This window comes from Bdellovibrio bacteriovorus (genome assembly GCF_002208115.1).
GTDB classification, from domain to species: Bacteria; Bdellovibrionota; Bdellovibrionia; order Bdellovibrionales; family Bdellovibrionaceae; genus Bdellovibrio; species Bdellovibrio bacteriovorus_C.
The window spans coordinates 335,790-352,193 of record NZ_CP020946.1 but is presented as its reverse complement, the minus strand read 5'-3'; the positions used below and the strand labels follow the sequence as shown (position 1 = coordinate 352,193).

The 16,404-nt window shown below is 50.6% G+C and carries 16 protein-coding genes; 8 read left to right on the top strand and 8 right to left on the bottom strand.

The window, feature by feature from the left end:
- Positions 1–5: 5 nt before the first annotated feature.
- The 5 genes from B9G79_RS18125 to pif1 form a co-directional block, all read right to left on the bottom strand.
- Positions 6–452 (bottom strand): PspC domain-containing protein, encoded by a 447-nt coding sequence (locus tag B9G79_RS18125; RefSeq protein ID WP_157678706.1) that lies wholly within the window; start codon positions 450–452, stop codon positions 6–8.
- Between the two features lie 43 nt (positions 453–495).
- Positions 496–1,680: a bifunctional diaminohydroxyphosphoribosylaminopyrimidine deaminase/5-amino-6-(5-phosphoribosylamino)uracil reductase RibD gene (gene ribD / locus B9G79_RS01785; RefSeq protein WP_088564029.1), complete on the bottom strand. Its 1,185-nt coding sequence runs from the start codon at positions 1,678–1,680 to the stop codon at positions 496–498.
- Between the two features lie 8 nt (positions 1,681–1,688).
- Positions 1,689–2,747, bottom strand: a complete 1,059-nt coding sequence (hppD, locus tag B9G79_RS01780; RefSeq protein ID WP_088564028.1) for a 4-hydroxyphenylpyruvate dioxygenase — start codon at positions 2,745–2,747, stop codon at positions 1,689–1,691.
- Positions 2,748–3,092: 345 nt separating this feature from the next.
- Positions 3,093–4,007, bottom strand: a complete 915-nt coding sequence (locus B9G79_RS01775) for a hypothetical protein (RefSeq protein ID WP_232468985.1) — start codon at positions 4,005–4,007, stop codon at positions 3,093–3,095.
- Between the two features lie 226 nt (positions 4,008–4,233).
- Positions 4,234–5,553, bottom strand: a complete 1,320-nt coding sequence (gene pif1, locus B9G79_RS01770) for an ATP-dependent DNA helicase Pif1 (protein WP_088564027.1) — start codon at positions 5,551–5,553, stop codon at positions 4,234–4,236.
- An 18-nt stretch (positions 5,554–5,571) separates the two neighbouring features.
- Here pif1 and B9G79_RS01765 point away from each other — a divergent pair, with 18 nt between their 5' ends.
- The 7 genes from B9G79_RS01765 to B9G79_RS01735 all read left to right on the top strand — a co-directional run bounded on the left by B9G79_RS01765 (position 5,572) and on the right by B9G79_RS01735 (position 13,463).
- Entirely contained in the window at positions 5,572–7,560 is a 1,989-nt protein-coding gene (locus B9G79_RS01765) for a M13 family metallopeptidase (protein WP_088564026.1), read from the top strand.
- 120 nt (positions 7,561–7,680) lie between these two features.
- Positions 7,681–8,637 (top strand): hypothetical protein, encoded by a 957-nt coding sequence (locus B9G79_RS01760; RefSeq protein WP_088566740.1) that lies wholly within the window; start codon positions 7,681–7,683, stop codon positions 8,635–8,637.
- 84 nt (positions 8,638–8,721) lie between these two features.
- Entirely contained in the window at positions 8,722–9,123 is a 402-nt protein-coding gene (locus B9G79_RS01755) for a rhodanese-like domain-containing protein (protein WP_232468983.1), read from the top strand.
- Positions 9,124–9,134: 11 nt separating this feature from the next.
- The gene (locus B9G79_RS01750; protein ID WP_088564024.1) at positions 9,135–10,508 is read left to right on the top strand and encodes an HAD-IG family 5'-nucleotidase; all 1,374 of its coding nucleotides are present in this window, start codon (positions 9,135–9,137) and stop codon (positions 10,506–10,508) included.
- 101 nt (positions 10,509–10,609) lie between these two features.
- Entirely contained in the window at positions 10,610–11,542 is a 933-nt protein-coding gene (locus tag B9G79_RS01745; protein ID WP_088564023.1) for a hypothetical protein, read from the top strand.
- Positions 11,543–11,552: 10 nt separating this feature from the next.
- Positions 11,553–12,638 (top strand): hypothetical protein, encoded by a 1,086-nt coding sequence (locus tag B9G79_RS01740; RefSeq protein WP_088564022.1) that lies wholly within the window; start codon positions 11,553–11,555, stop codon positions 12,636–12,638.
- A 54-nt stretch (positions 12,639–12,692) separates the two neighbouring features.
- Positions 12,693–13,463, top strand: coding sequence for a substrate-binding periplasmic protein (locus tag B9G79_RS01735; RefSeq protein WP_088564021.1), 771 nt, complete (start codon positions 12,693–12,695; stop codon positions 13,461–13,463).
- On the opposite strand, the gene B9G79_RS01730 is transcribed toward B9G79_RS01735, so the two are convergent.
- Genes B9G79_RS01730 through B9G79_RS01720 form a run of 3 tightly spaced genes read right to left on the bottom strand, consistent with a single transcriptional unit; the run spans position 13,464 to position 15,536 of the window.
- Positions 13,464–14,174: an SDR family NAD(P)-dependent oxidoreductase gene (locus tag B9G79_RS01730; protein ID WP_088564020.1), complete on the bottom strand. Its 711-nt coding sequence runs from the start codon at positions 14,172–14,174 to the stop codon at positions 13,464–13,466. It lies immediately after the preceding gene.
- Between the two features lie 12 nt (positions 14,175–14,186).
- A complete protein-coding gene (locus tag B9G79_RS01725) occupies positions 14,187–14,747 on the bottom strand; it encodes a hypothetical protein (protein ID WP_088564019.1) in 561 nt (186 codons plus the stop codon).
- A gap of 54 nt (positions 14,748–14,801) precedes the next feature.
- A complete protein-coding gene (locus B9G79_RS01720; RefSeq protein WP_088564018.1) occupies positions 14,802–15,536 on the bottom strand; it encodes a hypothetical protein in 735 nt (244 codons plus the stop codon).
- Positions 15,537–15,684: 148 nt separating this feature from the next.
- Here B9G79_RS01720 and B9G79_RS01715 point away from each other — a divergent pair, with 148 nt between their 5' ends.
- Entirely contained in the window at positions 15,685–16,404 is a 720-nt protein-coding gene (locus B9G79_RS01715; protein ID WP_157678704.1) for a DUF2520 domain-containing protein, read from the top strand.

The window sequence follows — 16,404 nt, the reverse complement described above, 5'->3', positions numbered from 1 at the left end:
AAATATTAAAATACTCCTGCGCTCTTTGAGCGACTTGCGGGTTCGTCAGCCTTGGGAATAAGAAAGTAACAAAGGCCGTAACCCAGGATCGCAGCACCGAAAGTGACCAGCGAGAACAGAACAAATCCCGTTCTTACTACTCCCACCTCGATGTGGTACCGTTTAGCTATTCTAGCACACACGCCAAGAAGCTTTCTATCTAGAGCTTGGTCCAGTCTGTCGACACGGGGCAAGCAAACTGCCAGGATCAAATAAAACACGATCCCACTGCCAAACCAGAGAACCGCAACCAGCCAAATGACGCGCAGTATCCAAGTTTCGATACCCAAAGCGTCGCCCAAACCCTTACAAACGCCAGCCAAGGCGCCTTTATCGGATCGAACCCAACGATAGTCCAGTTTCTGTGTGTTTTGTTCGGTCACTTCGGCCTCCATCAATACTGCTTCAAGCAAAGGGAGGGTTTTAGCACCCCTGCCTTTGAAAAGTAAGCTGTACCTATAAGGTCCCCGTGATCATGAAATCGTTACCGAAAGTCAGATAACGAGGGTTCTTCAAGTGGATCTTATCCGTCATGGTGGAAATACGAACGCTTTCCGTCCAGGACCGAGAGCCTCCAGAGCCCATGATGATAGGAGCCTGGAACATATAAAGTCGATTTACAAGGTGGTAACTAACAAAGGAGCTGGCCGTGAATGCGCCCCCTTCAACCATCACCGATCGAAGACCTTTTTTATAAAGCTGCGCCAAAAGGTCTTCCAGATCCAGATCGCCACCCACGCGGGTTTTTACGTAAACCACGTCCGGGGATTTCGCCAAAGTGCCGCGCAGTTTTTCAACCTTTTCACGCAGCTCTTCGGCCACACACCAGATCACATCCTCAGAGGCATGCACTTCGGAAAGTTTCAGATTGGTGAATTTCGGCAGCAGCTCAGCTTCCCCATCGACCACGATGACCTTGTTCTTTTTCGTGATCTGCGGGTGACGAATGTTCAAAGACGGATTATCAAAATCAATGGTGCCTTTACCCACCAGGATTCCATCATGGCAGGCGCGGATGTAGTGAACGTATTCCCGGGATTCAGGACCGGTGATCCACTGGCTTTCACCCGAACGAAGCGCCACCTGCCCGTCAAGGCTGGAAGCCATCTTCAAAGAAACGAAGACTTTCTTTTTGCGGAAGTTCCACAGGAACGCTTCGCAGACTTCTTCAAGCTCTGTTTTGATTTTCGCATCCAGGGCCGGATGAGGCGAAGAAAACACCTCGGCTTCAATCCCCGCCTGGCGCAGAATTTCCGCGCCCTGCCCCGCCACCAGCGGGTTGGGATCGATCAAACCAAAGGTCACTTTTTTCAGTGGAAGTTTTGCCATCATCTTGGCGCAGGAAGGGGTTTTCCCTTCGTGCGCACAAGGCTCCAGCGTAACAAAGGCATGAGCGCCTTTAAGCTGTTCCGGCGAAAGATTTTTCAGAGCATTCACTTCCGCATGGGGGCCGCCGTAAAATTCATGATGACCGGCGGATAAAAATCCTCCTTGAGCATCCAGAACCACCGCACCCACCAGCGGGTTGGGACTGACTCGCGTTGCTCCCTTATAGGCCTCGCTGATGGCAAGGCTCATGGCTTCTTCAGCCGTGAGCTTGGTTCCAATGGCAGGCAGGGACAAAGAACGAATCAGTTCCATCAAATCACCTATGTCAAATAACCGCGGTCACGCTGATCGCGCTCGATAGCATCGAACAAAGCCTGGAAGTTTCCGTCGCCGAAACCATCGTGGCCTTTACGCTGAATCAGTTCATAGAAGATCGGACCGAAAGTGTTTTTCGTGAAGATCTGCAACAGATATTTTCCTGTTTTGTCGCCATCCACCAGGATCGCATTCTTTTCAAGACGGCTGATATCTTCCGTCACACCCGGTACACGCTCAGGAATCATTTCATAGTACGTGTGCGGAGGCGGCGTCAGGAACTGAATGTCGCTGCTCTTCAAAGACTCCAAAGAATAATTGATATCATTGGTCAGCAAAGCGATGTGCTGAATGCCGGAACCTTTATATTCATCCAGGTATTCCTGAATCTGGGATTTTTCTTCAGTCGGCTCATTGATAGGCACAGAGAATTTGCCGCACGGAGATCTCATCGCACGGGACAGAAGGCCCGTCTTGCTGCCGCGGATATCGAAGAATTTCGCCTCATAGAAGCCGAAAACGTCTTCATAGAAACGCTGCCATTTGTCCATTTCACCTTTTGGTACGTTGTTGGTGAAGTGATCGACAACTGTGAAACCCACGCCCACGGGCGCTTTGTCTTCAGGTTTCACCTGGAAAATTTCATTGTAAAGCTTGTCCTGGTTCTTCTGATCCATGAAATAGATCAAAGAGTCACCAATGCCGTAGATTGCCGGGAAAGGAGTCGCGCCTTTTTGGTGTTCGTTGCCGTCGTAGGGGCGCGCACCGCGAGCCACAGCCGTTTTGAAGGCCTGATCCGCATCAAAAACACGGAAGCCGGTTGCATTCACGCACGGCCCGTGAAGTTTTGCAAAGTCCGTAGCGAATGTCTGAGGTTCGCAGTTCAGGATAAAATTGATGTCGCCTTGACGGAAAAGCTTGATGTTTTTGCCATGAACTTGGCCAACTTCTTTAAAAGCATAGCGCTTGAACACTTGTTCGAAAAAGTGGGCATCAGGACCGGAGTATTCGATAAAATCGACCCCGTTCAGACCCACCGGATTTTTCTCGGTAACTTGAGCCATGGCTCCTCCTACAACTTATATACGATGCGCTGACAGTAGCCCCAAATTAAGCATTATTCAAGCATGAATAAATTTAGGTATATCAAACACTTAGATCAATTTTACGCCCCCAACCCAGGGGCTGGATCAGACATAAAGGCGATGTTCACAGAGGGATTACAGTGATGAAATCTCAACCTCATCTGGTTTACACATTCTGAACTAAACCCGATGAGGATTATGAAGAGGGCTGATGTCGAAAGCACCATCGAAAAAACAACCTGCCTGGTTCTACATAGTGTTGGTCTTACAAACACTGGGAATCATCATCGCCATCGGCATGCTTCGCGAACTGATGTGGATTCTTTAGTAAGCTACGTTGCTTGAGAACATAAATCCGTAGCTCGAATACTCAAATACATTATCCTCGTTCGGTACCGAAGCCATGTAATAGCCACCCAGAATCAGCTCACTTCGGCCACGCACAATCGCAACTCCGGCACTGGTCAGATGATTTGTACTGTTGTTGATTGAAGTATGACTGTAACCCGCCATAGGCTGCCAGCTTTCAAAACTTTTGTTTCTCCAGCCAACAGAATAGACAACGAACGACTCTTCATTCTCGACAACTCCCTCTGCGTCCCTCAACGAGGATTCGGAAGTATAAGTCACATCAACAAACACGTCATTCCCAGCAAGCAGATTAAAGCCATTGGCCAAACGCAGATAGTAAGGGGACTGCTTCACCGGCTCATAAGAAACCGTCTCTTCATTCACCGTGTTCGGAGTCGCCACATAGTGAACAGCCGTATAATCCACCGCCTTTGATTCCAGCATCACAGGTATGAACTGAGCAGATAAACCCAGCGTCCAGTTCGCCACAGGCTTTATCTGGATCCCCGGCAAAATGAAGAGGCCTTTATTTTTGTTTTCCGTCTCGGTAAATATGGTGGCATAAAGATTTCCCCCCGTACTTACCTTATTGTAACTGTGAGTTCTGGAGTCCCCTAGCTGCAAGCCAGAAGAAATCCCCCATGAAATGCTGTCGTTGATGGCTGCGCCAAATGCGGCCCCGACCTTCAAAAGCTGACTGTCCAAACTGGTCAGTGTGGACGAATTGTAGGAACCACCCTGCGTATTCAACAAACCATCCAGGCTCAACATCATCGGGCTTGCCACAAACACAGCTCCGGTCCCCCACTCCATCGGATAAATTCCGGAAGCCAGCAAGGGGCGCACAGAATAGTCGCTGGGACTCAAGTCACTGCTGCTGTTTTTCATCTGATGACTGGTTAGCGCGGTCCCACTGACCGACAGTGACAACTTATTCGTAGAGCGAAACCCAGTCCCGCAGGATTGTACAATGCATTTCCCGGAGATGACTCCATCGCACCACCGGCATTGCCCATAAAGGCCTCACGATGCCCCGCTGGCAATGGAAAATAAATTGCAAATGCAGAAGACGCTACCGAGAAAACCCAGGTGAAAAGCACTACTTTCAAAAACATTAAAGACCTTCAAACTGCTTATAAAACTGCAAAACTTTTGGATCGACGATGATTGATCGCGGATTCCACCCAATCAGGTGCAGGCCCTTGGCGCTGCGAAGGCGACTGAGCGCCACATACGCCTGCCCCGGCTCCCACAACTGACTGAGATCACACCACAGATCATCCAGCGTGGCGCCCTGGCTTTTGTGAATGGTGGTGGCGTACGCCAGCGTCAGGGGGAACTGTTCGACCTGCGCCATGATATTGCCTTCGGCATCCTGAATGGCAAAAGAGGATTTGCTGACCTGAACTTCGCGACCGCGATCCTTGCGTACGGTGATCTGATCCGCCGTGATATCCACGACAGTCCCGCGAGTTCCATTGACCCAGCGGCGCTGCGGATCGTTTTGCAGGAACATCACCTGACAACCGATTTTTAAAATCAACTTTTCCGCGATCGGCGACGCCTTCTTCAAAGTCTCGATGTGACGTTCGGATCCGCTGTAAATGGATTCAATCACCACTTCTGTTTCGTCAATTTCGGCAAGCTTTCGTTCATTGAATTTTTCAGCGTTGATCTTGCGCGGGAACAGGCGTGTGCCCGGATCGTCCTCGTCGTGATCCTGAACATGTTCATTCAGAAATTCACGAACACGTTCCGTGACCTTGCCGTGACGAACGTCGCTGAGCACATCCAAAAACAAATTGTCTGAAACCCGCTGATTATGCGAAAGCATCACCGTCTGAAAACCACTGGCTTCCCAGACGCCGTTCAGAAAACACCAGTCGCGCTGCCCCGTCTGTGTCACGGGCGGCAGTTGCGCAAAATCCCCCACCGCGATCACACGCAGGCCACCCCAGGGAAGCTTGGATTCCCGGGCTCTTTGCGACAAAGCTTCGGCGATCATCAGGGCCTGACCGGGAATCATTGAAATTTCATCAATGATCACTCCTTCGACCTTGCGCAGGCGGGACATCAGGCGTTTGTCTTTGCTGGCCCGTTCGTAAGTGGCATCTGCGCCACCTTCCATAATACCCAGGCCGAAGAAGCTGTGAAAAGTCCGACCACCCAACAATACGGCGGCGGCACCGGTGCTGGCCAGGATCGGCATTTCCTTCGGATCCAGTTCACGCATGAACTGACGAATCAGAAAGCTTTTTCCGCTGCCCGCCCCACCCGTCAAAAAAACATTCTCTCCGGATCTTAAAAGATCCAAAGCAGAGGCTTGTTCGGGGGAAAGTTCGATTTCGTGCACAGGCATAGGTCCTGCGATCATGCCACTTCCCAGTCTTGCGAAGCAAATATAAAAACGATAGCATTTGGATTCCGAATTCATAACAAAGGACTGTTGTTGATGCTGAAACTTCTCTTCCCCCTGCTGATGACCCCTCTGATGGCGCAGGCCACAAAACCCGCTCCCAAATCCACTTCCGAAATTCCGGTCAAACGTGAATTTCCCCTGAATTCAGAGATCAGCCCGTGCCACAACTTCCATCAGTATGTTTGCTCCAAAGCCGAATCCGCTTTCAAATTGCGCGAGGATCGCAGCCGTCACCTGTTTGCCTTCAGTGATTCCCGTGAACGTCTGCTTGAAACCCAGATGAAGTTCATGAAAGAACTTCCACACCAGAAAAATCTGGATGCACGCACCTCCCAGGTTCGCGATTACTATCTGGCGTGCATGGATTCCACCGCCAAGGCGAAGGATGAAAAAGCCGAAGTAAAAAAACTGAAAGCCGAGCTGGATCAAATCAAGTCCACAGAGGAATTCATTCTTTACACCCACGCCCAAATGCCGCGCGGACTGGGAGGTCTGATCCGTCTGTGGCCGACGAACAATCTGGATAATCCCAAAGAGATCGACGCCATGCTGTACTCAAGCCTGATGGAGCTTCCAGATCACAAGTACTATGAGCAAAAGGACCTGATGGCCGACTATGAAAAGCAACTGGTGCTTTTTTTCCAGTCCGTCGATCCGAAAATCAAAAAAGCTGAGGCCGTGAAAAAAGCCCAGGCCCAGATCGCCATGGAGCAGGATTTCATCAAAGTCTTCCCGGTAACAGCAGTTCGTCACCAGCGCTGGAGCGAAAAACGTGTCGCCTCCCAAAAAGATCTGGTGAAAAAGTATCCGAACCTGAAGCTGGATGTTTTGTTCAAATACGTGCCGGAAAAACTGGCCGTCAACACCCCGATTCCGGAATCTTTGGACTTTCTGAATGCCGAACTGCCAAAACGGGATCTGCAAGTCTGGAAAGATGCGTATCTGTATGGCGCACTCAGCGGAATTATGGATGATGGTTATCCGAAGTTCTTTGCTTCACAGTTTGCCTTTGAAAAGAAGTTCTTCGGTGGCCCGGCCCAGCGCCCGGTCCGTCAGGAACGCTGCACTTCAGAGGCCACCCGTTTGTTCTCGAAAGAAATCGACGCGGTTCTGATTGAAAAAGTGTTCCCGAATTTTGACGAAAGCAAAGTCAACGAAGTGGCATCACGCATTCGCGCCAGCATCCTGCAGGGCCTGGAAAAAAACACCTGGCTTTCCAAGGAAGGCAGAAAAGAAGCCTTGGCAAAGATCCGCACAGCGCGCCTGCAACTGGTTAAACCCCACAACGACCGCGAATGGGATTTCCTGCCGGTGAAAAAGTATTCCAGCAGACAGGCCATTCAAAACCTGCGTACTTACCGCGAGGCCCGCTGGGAAAAATCCATGCAGGAAATGCGCGAACCCGCCAACATGGACGCCTGGGGCATGAGCCCACTAACCGTGAACGCTTACTACAGCTCCAACGAAAACAAGTTCGTGCTGCCGATCGGAATTTTGCAGTTCCCGTTCTATGACAAAGACGGCTCGGTGATTGAAAATCTGGGGGCCGTGGGTGCGGTTGTCGGTCATGAACTGGGCCATAGTATTGATGACAGCGGCTCCAAATATGATTCCCAGGGGCGCCTGCGCACCTGGATGACCACCAAGGACATCATGGAGTTTAATCTGCGCGGCCAGAAGATGATTGACCAGTTCAACAAGGCCGATCATGACGGCAAACTGACTTTGGGCGAAAACGTGGCCGACCTTGTCGGGCTGACTTTTGCCTACAACGCCGCATTCCCTGACGGCAAAGGCAGTGAAAAAGACAAGAAGGACTTCTTCGTTGCTTACGGACGCCTGTGGTGCGAAGTGATTCGCCCCGACAACGCCAAGTTGTTGCGTAAAACCGATCCGCACTCTTCAGGTCCGGCACGCATCAACGAACAGGTGAAACAACAGCCGGCATTTGCGGAAACCTTCCAATGCAAGCCTGGAGATCCCATGACTCTTCCGGAAAAAGACCGAGTGCAAATCTGGTAAATCAAGAGACGTTTCCGGATCGTTTCGGTCTGAGACGATCCATCCGTTATCTCGCGGAATTTCACGAAGACTCATCGCATAGCTCTTTACGAATCTTTAATGGACACCGAAGAGTCCTGCATGACTGAACGTATATTCCCATACGCCATTTTACCTCTGCTTTCCCTGCTGCTTTCCGCCTGCACACTGGACTTGAAAAAAGAAGACGGCAGCACGGACGAAGATGCCGTGATCGAGGAAACTCTTTATTCCTGTCCGGAGAACTATGTCTATGTTCCGGCGCCGGCGGGCTCTCCTCCTCCGGGTTTTTGTGTTGCCAAGTATGAAATGAAGGACGTGGGTTCCGTGGCAACTTCGCAGGCTGGCGGGGCTCCGTGGGGTGCGATTGACCGGGACGATGCCGTCGCGGCCTGCCAGGCTTTGGGTGCGGATTTTGACTTGATTTCCAATGCGCAGTGGAACCAACTGGCGCAGAATCTGGCGTCGGTATCCACCAACTGGAATTCCGGGGCCGTCACTTCGGGCGCTTTGAACCGGGGGCACTTCAACGACGATTTCGGGGGCTTACTGGCTGCGGGCGGTGATGATCATCCTTGCTATGGCCTGGATTTGGATGAAGACACCAATCCCGACAGTCTTGCGTCTCTGGATGCGGTCTGCAGTCCCACGCTTTGGCACGAAAACCGTCGCACTCACCAGCTTTCGACCGGAAAAGTCCTGTGGGATTTCGCCGGGAACTCGTGGGAATGGACCAAAGATGACTATTCTGCTGGTGCGGCCACTTCGAATGTTTATATCTCGGAACTGATCACGCTGGCGGATTCTTTCACCACCTTGTTTGCCCCGGCCGCCAGTCTGCAATGCGCCGACCCCAACACCAACGACTTCTGCGGGATGGGGTTTGCCTGGATCAGCAGTCCGGGTGGGGCCGTCGCCCGCGGGGGCAGTCTTTACAATGGCACACAGTCCGGGATTTTCTCGATCGATCTGGACAACAGTGCGTCTTACACCGCCAATCATCTGGGTTTCCGCTGTGTCTCTGCGGCCACTCCCATCCTGCCATCTGCTTCCAATTGATTTACAGGTCCTAAAACAACTTAGGACCTAAATCTGCTGCGCGCCGAGCCTGACTGGTTCTTGCTGTATTTTCCGGCAGGTGCTATGGTTAGAGTCTTGGCTCTGATGCCGGAGGAAGACGTTACAATGAAATTCGTCAACTTTACTTCAAAAACTGAAAATCCTCATTTTGAGGGAATCTACGATATTGGCCCTGCGGAGCTTCTGCAGAACAAGGCAAACGTGGTGATGATCGACGTGCGCCAGCCTGAAGAATATATCGGCGAACTGGGTCACGTTGAAGGCTCCTCCCTGATGGTACTGGACACTCTCCCTGAGCAACTGGGCTCCCTGCCCAAAGACAAAACTGTGGTCTTTATCTGCCGCAGTGGCGGTCGCTCTGCCAAGGCCACAGCCTTTGCCAAGATGAACGGCTTTGAAGAAGTATACAACATGCAAGGGGGCATGCTTCTTTGGAATGATCTGCAGCTCCCTGTTACTAAGTAAGAAAAGAAAATATGCCTGGAAAAGTATTTGTTAACAGAACATTGAATCTGAAAAAAATCCGCTACATCGGCGTGGACATGGACCACACACTGGTTCGTTATAACAGCGAAAACTTTGAGCGCCTGTCCCACACCACGATGATCGATAAACTGGTCAAACGCGGTTATCCTGAAACTTTGCGCAAGCTGGTGTTCGACTATAACTTCGCCATCCGTGGCCTGGTTATCGACCGCAAGATGGGAAATCTGCTGAAGCTGAACCGCTACACGGCGATTCGTGCCAGCTATCACGGTCTGAAGCCGCTGGATTTCAAAAGCCACCAGAAGCTTTACAAGTCCACTTACATTGACCTGTCCAATTCCGACTACCTGGCGGTGGACACGTCTTTCTCGATCTCTTTGGCGAATCTGATAGCTCAGATCGTGGAACTGAAAGACTCGGACACAACCAACAAGTATCCGGAATACGCGCAGATTGCTGACGACGTGCTGGATGCTTTGGATGAAGCTCACCGCGACGGTTCCCTGAAAGACGTTGTGAAACAGAACCTGGATCATTTCATCATCAAAGATCCAACCCTGGTGCACACGCTGGAAAAATTCCGTCGTCACGGGAAAAAGATCTTCGTGTTGACGAACTCTGACTTCCACTACACGAAACTGCTTTTGGACTATGCGATTCAGCCATTCCTGAAAGAGCACAAGTCCTGGGAAGATCTGTTTGAGTTCGTGATCACGTTTGCTTCCAAACCGAAGTTCTTCTACGAAAACCAGAAGTACCTGCGCGTGAATCCGGCCGATGGCACTATGACCAACATGGAAGGCAAGCTGACTCCGGGGATCTATCAGGGCGGTAACGCGAAGAAATTCACGGCCGATCTGGATCTGGCGGGGGATGACATCCTTTACGTGGGTGACCATATCTACGGTGATATCCTGCGCTTGAAAAAGGACTGCAACTGGAGAACCGCGATGGTTATCGAGGAACTTGACGTTGAAGTTGAAAACAACAAGCAGGCTGAACCGATCAATCAGGAAATCGAAACCCTGATGAAAAAGAAAGAACCTCTCGAAGATGAACTGACGGACATCATGACCCGCAAGATTGAAAAATCCGTGGCGGCCAATGAACCTCAGATCGAAACTTTGCAGAAGACTATTTCTGAGATCGACGCCCAGATCAGCCAACTGATCAAAAAGCAGCAGGCCATGTACAACTCCAACTGGGGTCAACTGATGAGAGCCGGCAACGAAGAAAGTTACTTCGCCTACCAACTAGACCGCTATGCCTGCGTTTACATGCAGAAGCTGAGCGATCTGCTGGATCTGTCGCCAAGAACCTACTTCCGTGCGCCTCGCCGCCCACTGGCTCACGAAATCTTCTAAAAGGTTCCTGGTTCTAATTCAGGTCCCTGCCGCGTCAAAGCCATCCCTTCGGGGATGGCTTTTTTATTTTCTTTGCCCACGCCCCAAAGTACCATTTCCAAATGAAGAAAAATTCGTCGCAGATTCTGATTGTCCTGGTTGTTGCTGCCGTCGCAGTTGTTTCGTTTTCTCTCGGGCGCTCCACCGCACCGACTTCGACGGCATCGGCGGTCATCGCCGATCAGGTCAAATCCGAACTGATTGCACTGACTCAGAAGGACTTTGAAGAATACCAGAATCTGAAAACTCTCGAAGAGCGCTACAAGAAGGCGGACGAGATTCTGGGAAAGATCGTCACCGTCTTTTTGGCCGAACTGGGCGTAAAGCTGGCGTTTAAATCCACAAGCCCGACAATGCTGGAGGGCGCATGCATTATTCCCACAGCGCCTGCCCAAACACCGGCTGCCGCTGCGATGACCTCAAGCCCGGTTCCCACCGATGCCGCTCCGACTGCGGCGCAAACTGTGGCCACCTCAAAGACCGGCAACGAGTGGATCAGCCACGAAAAAACACTTCTTGAAGTCCGTGACGAAAACCTCGCGCTGGAAGAACTGAAAAAAATGGAGATCAAAGACCTGTTTGCGACGCTGACTGCCAGCTCCCCCCTTTCAACCAAAAACTCCAGCGGCATCCAGGGTGTTTACAATGGAGAGATCACCTTCTTTGATCGCAAAACACACAAGTCAGACTGGCTCATCACCTGGGACGTCCGCCTTAGACAGCCCAATAAGGAAGATGCCTATGCCCTGGTCATTCTTTCCAAAAAGGACAGCGGTGAAGTTATCAGCCGATCCCAGACATCCAGCGGACCTTTGCAGGACTATATGACCGTTTCCGGCAGCAGCGCCCTGATCGTCAATATCCGCGCCGACAAAGCCTATATTCAAATCTATCCTTTAAATGGGAACACTCAAGTTTGGGTGGGGAACGTCTATGAACAGAAAAAGCGCGGCGAATACGCCATGACCGGACAAGTCCGTCTGAACAAACAATAGAGATACTCTGATGAAATCCGTTCTGTACGCTCTTTCAATTCTTCTGACCTCTTCCACGGCTTTGGCGCAGATTCTTCCCGTGGGCCTTTATGAAGGCATGATGGCCAACACCGGCGTGGCGACCACTCACTCCAAGGCCGCGTCTTATTACAATCCCAGTCTGCTTCGCCAAAGACAGGACAATGCCTTCAGCCTGAATGGAAACTCGATTGGGGCCATCAATTCCAAAAACGAAGGCCAGACATTTTCATCGTCCTTGGGACTGGCACCTTCTTACCTGAGCAATCTGGTGGTCGGCGAAGATCTGGTGCATGAATTCTTTGTCGCCAACACTTTACAGGGTCTGTTTTCCTGGCAGTCCAGCAAGAACGAAACCTCGTTTGATGCCGAAGCCAACATCAGTCGCATGGTTTCGGGATACTCGATGGCCTTTAAGTCCATTCCGCTTGCCATCCAGTTCCTGGCTCGCTATTCCGAGGCAAAAACATTCGGGGTTGGCGAAAGCTCTTTCCCCGCACAAGACATTTATGTGGTTTCCAAAACCAAGTCCGAATACAAGAATCTGAATGTAGCCCTGGGGCTTTCGACGCACTTTCAGTTTGAACACTACACATTGGGTGTGAATTTCAACTCGCGCGGCTTGTCCTTGTACAACCAGAACAAGGGTTCTTCCAAAATCTTCACCCATGGATCACCTCCAGGCGACTTCACCGTCAGCGAAGATGATGACGCCAGATCCAGCGTCACCAATGAAGAGGGCAAACTCTTGATCGGTCACGGCTTCAAGGTGGGACATCACGAATTTCTGACGGATTCTTCTTTTGTCGAAGTCTCGGGAAATCTGGATCGTTACACGTTCTCGCAAAGTTTTGGTTATCGTTATGGAGCCGCGGACGGACATCAGCTTTTGTGTGGTATTTCCCACCGATTTGGTTCGGATGTGGATTACTTCGGACAGAATTTCAATACATCCGTAGGGTATTCATGGAGAACTCGCGCGCTGCGATCTGCGGTCGGCTTTTACTATGGCAAAGAAAGCACGACGGTTGAAAGCTCTACGGTCGGCGTGGTGTTCGGAAGTGAGTACGAATACTAGACCTGGGCGAATTTCAATTTGCCCGATGAACTCGGCTTAATCACAATAAACTTCATGATTCTGCTGAATGTCCTTTTTGCGATGATGTTTGCGCACGCCAATGACCTTTGCGAAAGACGTTTCGTTCTGGCCTTTATGGACAACGAGCCTTCCTACTTCATCGAAAACGGCGTTAAAAAAGGCCACTCGTATGTTCTGATGACTGAAGTCGTGAAGCAGCTTGAATGCCGTGAAACCGAGATCCCGGGATCATATGCCGCCAACAAAGAAAAGCTTCTCAAAAACCGTGTCGACATCATGGGGCTTGCGATCCGCGACGCTGAAATGGACAAAGTCGCAGAGTTCATACCGGCCTATCGCGTGCCACGCATGCTGATTGTCGATAAAAAAGTCTTCAACCCCGCCTACAAGATCGATGATTACCTAAAAAGCTCCAAAATCGTTTTCTCGACCCTGATTGGGGCTGGATTTTTTATGTCCGATCAGGAACGGGAATTACTTTTCAAACAAAAGCGCCTGTTTGAAGTGCCCGGCCCCGCCGACATCTTTGCCAACCTGATCAAAGGCCGCACGCAGGCCACGTTCTCGACCCCACTGTTCACTCACTATTACTTATCGCGCAAAGGTCAGGATCATAACTTTGTGATTTTACCGGACCCGAATCAGGCGCAGGATCTGGGCATCTATGTTTCCAAAGCCCGTGTAACAGAAAAAGAACGCAATAAAATCAAAGACATTATCAAACGCATGAAGTCCGACGGGTCCCTGGCCCGTTCTGCCAAGGACTATGTCCGAGAAGAAGATCTGAAATACTATAAGGATTAATTACCAGCTTAAGGATTCGCCATCCTGGAAGAAACCGCCATTGGGACCGCCTTTTGGCAACGTCGCCGCCCAAAGAAGACCTTTGATCCCCTGTTCAACTGAACGATCCGCGTGCGGCCCGCCCATATCCGTGCGCACCCATCCTGGCGATACCGAATTCACACAAATATCTTCGCCGGAAACTTCCGAGGCAAAAAGATTCGTCACCATGTTCAGAGCCGTTTTGGAAATACGATAAGACGCCGAGGCATTCTGCTTTTCCGAAAGCTGAGCCATGCCGCTGGAGACATTGACGATGCGACCATAACCTTCCTGCTTCATCAGTGGGAAGATTTTCTGAGTCAGCAGGAACGGCCCCAGGGTGTTGGTGGCAAAAGTTTTTTGCAAAGTGGAGGCTTTGGTTTTAAACAGCGAGGAATTTCCGCCGTCTTCACTGTCGATCAGGATGCCGGCATTGTTCACCAGTACATCGACAAAACCGTATTCGCGTTTGATCACTTCGACAAAGTCGTTGATGCTTTTTTCCTGGGACAGATCAAGCTTCATTGGCACGACATCCAGACCCTTCATGGTCAGGCCGTTCAGGGTCTTTTGTGCTTTGTCCGGATTTCTCATCGCCATCAGGACTTTGAAGCCCCTTTGTGCCAGGGCCTCACTCAAGGCAAGACCCAAACCACGATTTGCACCAGTGACGACAGCGATCTTTTTCACGAAGAAATCCTTTTAGTTGGGGCGAGGAACCGGGCGTTCACCGACCGGGAACAATTCATTGGTCACCCAGTTGCGCTGGTTGATCACGCATTCAGAAGAAATCACTCTCCAGCGTTCCACTGGATAGGAATAAACGGTCTCAACCCAGCCCCAGCCATTCCAGTCGATGACACGACGATAGTGGCGGCCGCCGTTACCATCACGCACCGAGCGTGTTTCACGGTGGAACGTCAACAAAGGATAATGAACTTTCAAAGTTCCATCCACAGTCAGTTGAGCTTGCGCATGTTCATCAAACACACAGCCATAATAACCATCCAAACTGCGCAGACGACCCTGGATTGTTTCACCAGGGCGCACATCGCGGCCCTCCGGCATCCAGAATTCAAAGAAATAATCAGAAGGGGCGCCATTTGGATAATAACTGCGAGTGTTCAGAGTCAGCCTGCCGTTGAATTCAACGAAACGAACAATCGCACGGCCATCAGCAGACTGCCAAGGCTGCTCAAGAACGCTGCGGGCTTCAGCAGTGAAACCTGCCAACAGAGACAAAACAAGCATCATCGTTTTCATCTATCTTCTCCTCTTATAACGCTCTGTAGACCCAAAAAAGAACCGGGAACCTTTTTAGCGGGGGCTGGCGTTGCGGTTTAGTAGCACGATGTAGTCTTTGGCGCCGGTTTGTTCCATCATGCCTGAGTATTTGTTTTCTTCAAATTTCTTGCGGTACGTTTTGCGTGCCACTTCGATAACCATGCAGCCCAGATGTCCGGTGCCGGCAAGGTCTCTTGTGCCATCCAGATCACACACAGGCTGGAAGGTTTCTTCCTGCTCGCGAGTCACCGGGAATTTCATCACCGAGAAACTTGTCACGTCCATCTTGTACTCTTCCTTCAGACGATTGGCAGGGCCTTTTTTCACAAGTTGCGAAGAATAAATGTAAGGCACTATCACGGCCACTCGCAGCCCTTGCGCACGAGCGTTGTTCACGCCCTCGACAAAACGGGGCATTTCATTTTGGACATCCAGGCGCATGGTGGAATTGAAAAGCTCCACGTAAGGCAGTTGCGGGTCCACGACAATCACGTCGTACTTGGAACCCTGCTCTTGATTGGCCTCCATAAAGCCTCTCCACAGTTCCAGATCCTCGATTTGGCCCGGAGTCACACCCAGAAATACGATCGGCGCATTTTTGATTTCCATGCGCAGTCTTTCGTAAATGCCTTTTCCCATCTTTTCAGGAACTTCAACCTGAGAAAATTTGATTTTGGGAATAGAGCGTTCCTGAATCTGAAAATTCATGGAGAAAAACACACCCAATGCAATCACGGCGACGGCGCTGATCCAGTACAAGTATTTCATGAGCGGAACTTTACTTAGTTTAAGAGCTAAGTCCAGCGCCCACGGCCGCATTTACGCATATTGGCAAGAATCGTTGAAATCTGTTAGAATTATGTTAGGTTGCGAACATTACAGAGGACTTGATCCCGCAAAGGACAGGTACCCACATATGAATGCGACAAAGACTGTTCCTACATTTCTTATTATTGGCTCTGGCCGTGTCGCCCGACATGTCGCCCACTATTTCCATTTACTCAATCTAAAATACCAGACCTGGGACCGCAGCGAGGACATCTCTGCTTTGGCGGGCAAAGTTTCTGCGAGCTCGCATATTCTGCTGGCTATTAGCGACAGTGCGCTGGAGTCCTTTTATCAAGAGCACTTGGCCCAGCATGAAGACAAAACGCTCGTGCATTTCTCGGGTGCACTGTACTTCAAAGGAATGATCGCAGCACACCCGCTGATGACCTTTGGTCCGGATCTTTACGATCTGTCCACCTACCAGCAGATTCACTTTGCACTGACCGGATGTGATTCCCTGATTGAGGCCCTGCCGGGACTTCCTAATTCTTATTCCAACATCTTCGCCTTTGAAAAAGCCCGGTATCACGCCTTGTGTGTGCTCGGTGGAAACTTCACCACTTTGTTGCTTGCCAAGATGCTGGATGGCTTTGCCGAGATGAAAATACCGCAAAGTGCCGCCAAGCCTTATATTGAAAGAGTGATACAGAACACTTTGGCGAACCCTGGAGATGCCTTCACCGGCCCGTTGGCGCGCAAAGATGCCGCCACAGTCGAAAAGAATCTGCAGGCCTTAAACGATGATCCTTATCAGGCTGTGTACAAAGCCTTTCTTGAAACCCTTTGGCCTGAGTATCCGCGAAAGTGA

Excerpts from the sequence above, each read along its gene's own strand:
- ribD (WP_088564029.1), bottom strand. The coding sequence starts at position 1,680 with ATGGAACTGATTCGTTCTTTGTCCCTGCCTGCCATTGGAACCAAGCTC.
- hppD (WP_088564028.1), bottom strand. The coding sequence starts at position 2,747 with ATGGCTCAAGTTACCGAGAAAAATCCGGTGGGTCTGAACGGGGTCGAT.
- B9G79_RS01775 (WP_232468985.1), bottom strand. The coding sequence starts at position 4,007 with ATGAAAAACAGCAGCAGTGACTTGAGTCCCAGCGACTATTCTGTGCGC.
- pif1 (WP_088564027.1), bottom strand. The coding sequence starts at position 5,553 with ATGAATTCGGAATCCAAATGCTATCGTTTTTATATTTGCTTCGCAAGA.
- B9G79_RS01765 (WP_088564026.1), top strand. The coding sequence starts at position 5,572 with ATGCTGAAACTTCTCTTCCCCCTGCTGATGACCCCTCTGATGGCGCAG.
- B9G79_RS01760 (WP_088566740.1), top strand. The coding sequence starts at position 7,681 with ATGACTGAACGTATATTCCCATACGCCATTTTACCTCTGCTTTCCCTG.
- B9G79_RS01755 (WP_232468983.1), top strand. The coding sequence starts at position 8,722 with ATGGTTAGAGTCTTGGCTCTGATGCCGGAGGAAGACGTTACAATGAAA.
- B9G79_RS01750 (WP_088564024.1), top strand. The coding sequence starts at position 9,135 with ATGCCTGGAAAAGTATTTGTTAACAGAACATTGAATCTGAAAAAAATC.
- B9G79_RS01745 (WP_088564023.1), top strand. The coding sequence starts at position 10,610 with ATGAAGAAAAATTCGTCGCAGATTCTGATTGTCCTGGTTGTTGCTGCC.
- B9G79_RS01740 (WP_088564022.1), top strand. The coding sequence starts at position 11,553 with ATGAAATCCGTTCTGTACGCTCTTTCAATTCTTCTGACCTCTTCCACG.
- B9G79_RS01735 (WP_088564021.1), top strand. The coding sequence starts at position 12,693 with ATGATTCTGCTGAATGTCCTTTTTGCGATGATGTTTGCGCACGCCAAT.
- B9G79_RS01725 (WP_088564019.1), bottom strand. The coding sequence starts at position 14,747 with ATGAAAACGATGATGCTTGTTTTGTCTCTGTTGGCAGGTTTCACTGCT.
- B9G79_RS01720 (WP_088564018.1), bottom strand. The coding sequence starts at position 15,536 with ATGAAATACTTGTACTGGATCAGCGCCGTCGCCGTGATTGCATTGGGT.
- B9G79_RS01715 (WP_157678704.1), top strand. The coding sequence starts at position 15,685 with ATGAATGCGACAAAGACTGTTCCTACATTTCTTATTATTGGCTCTGGC.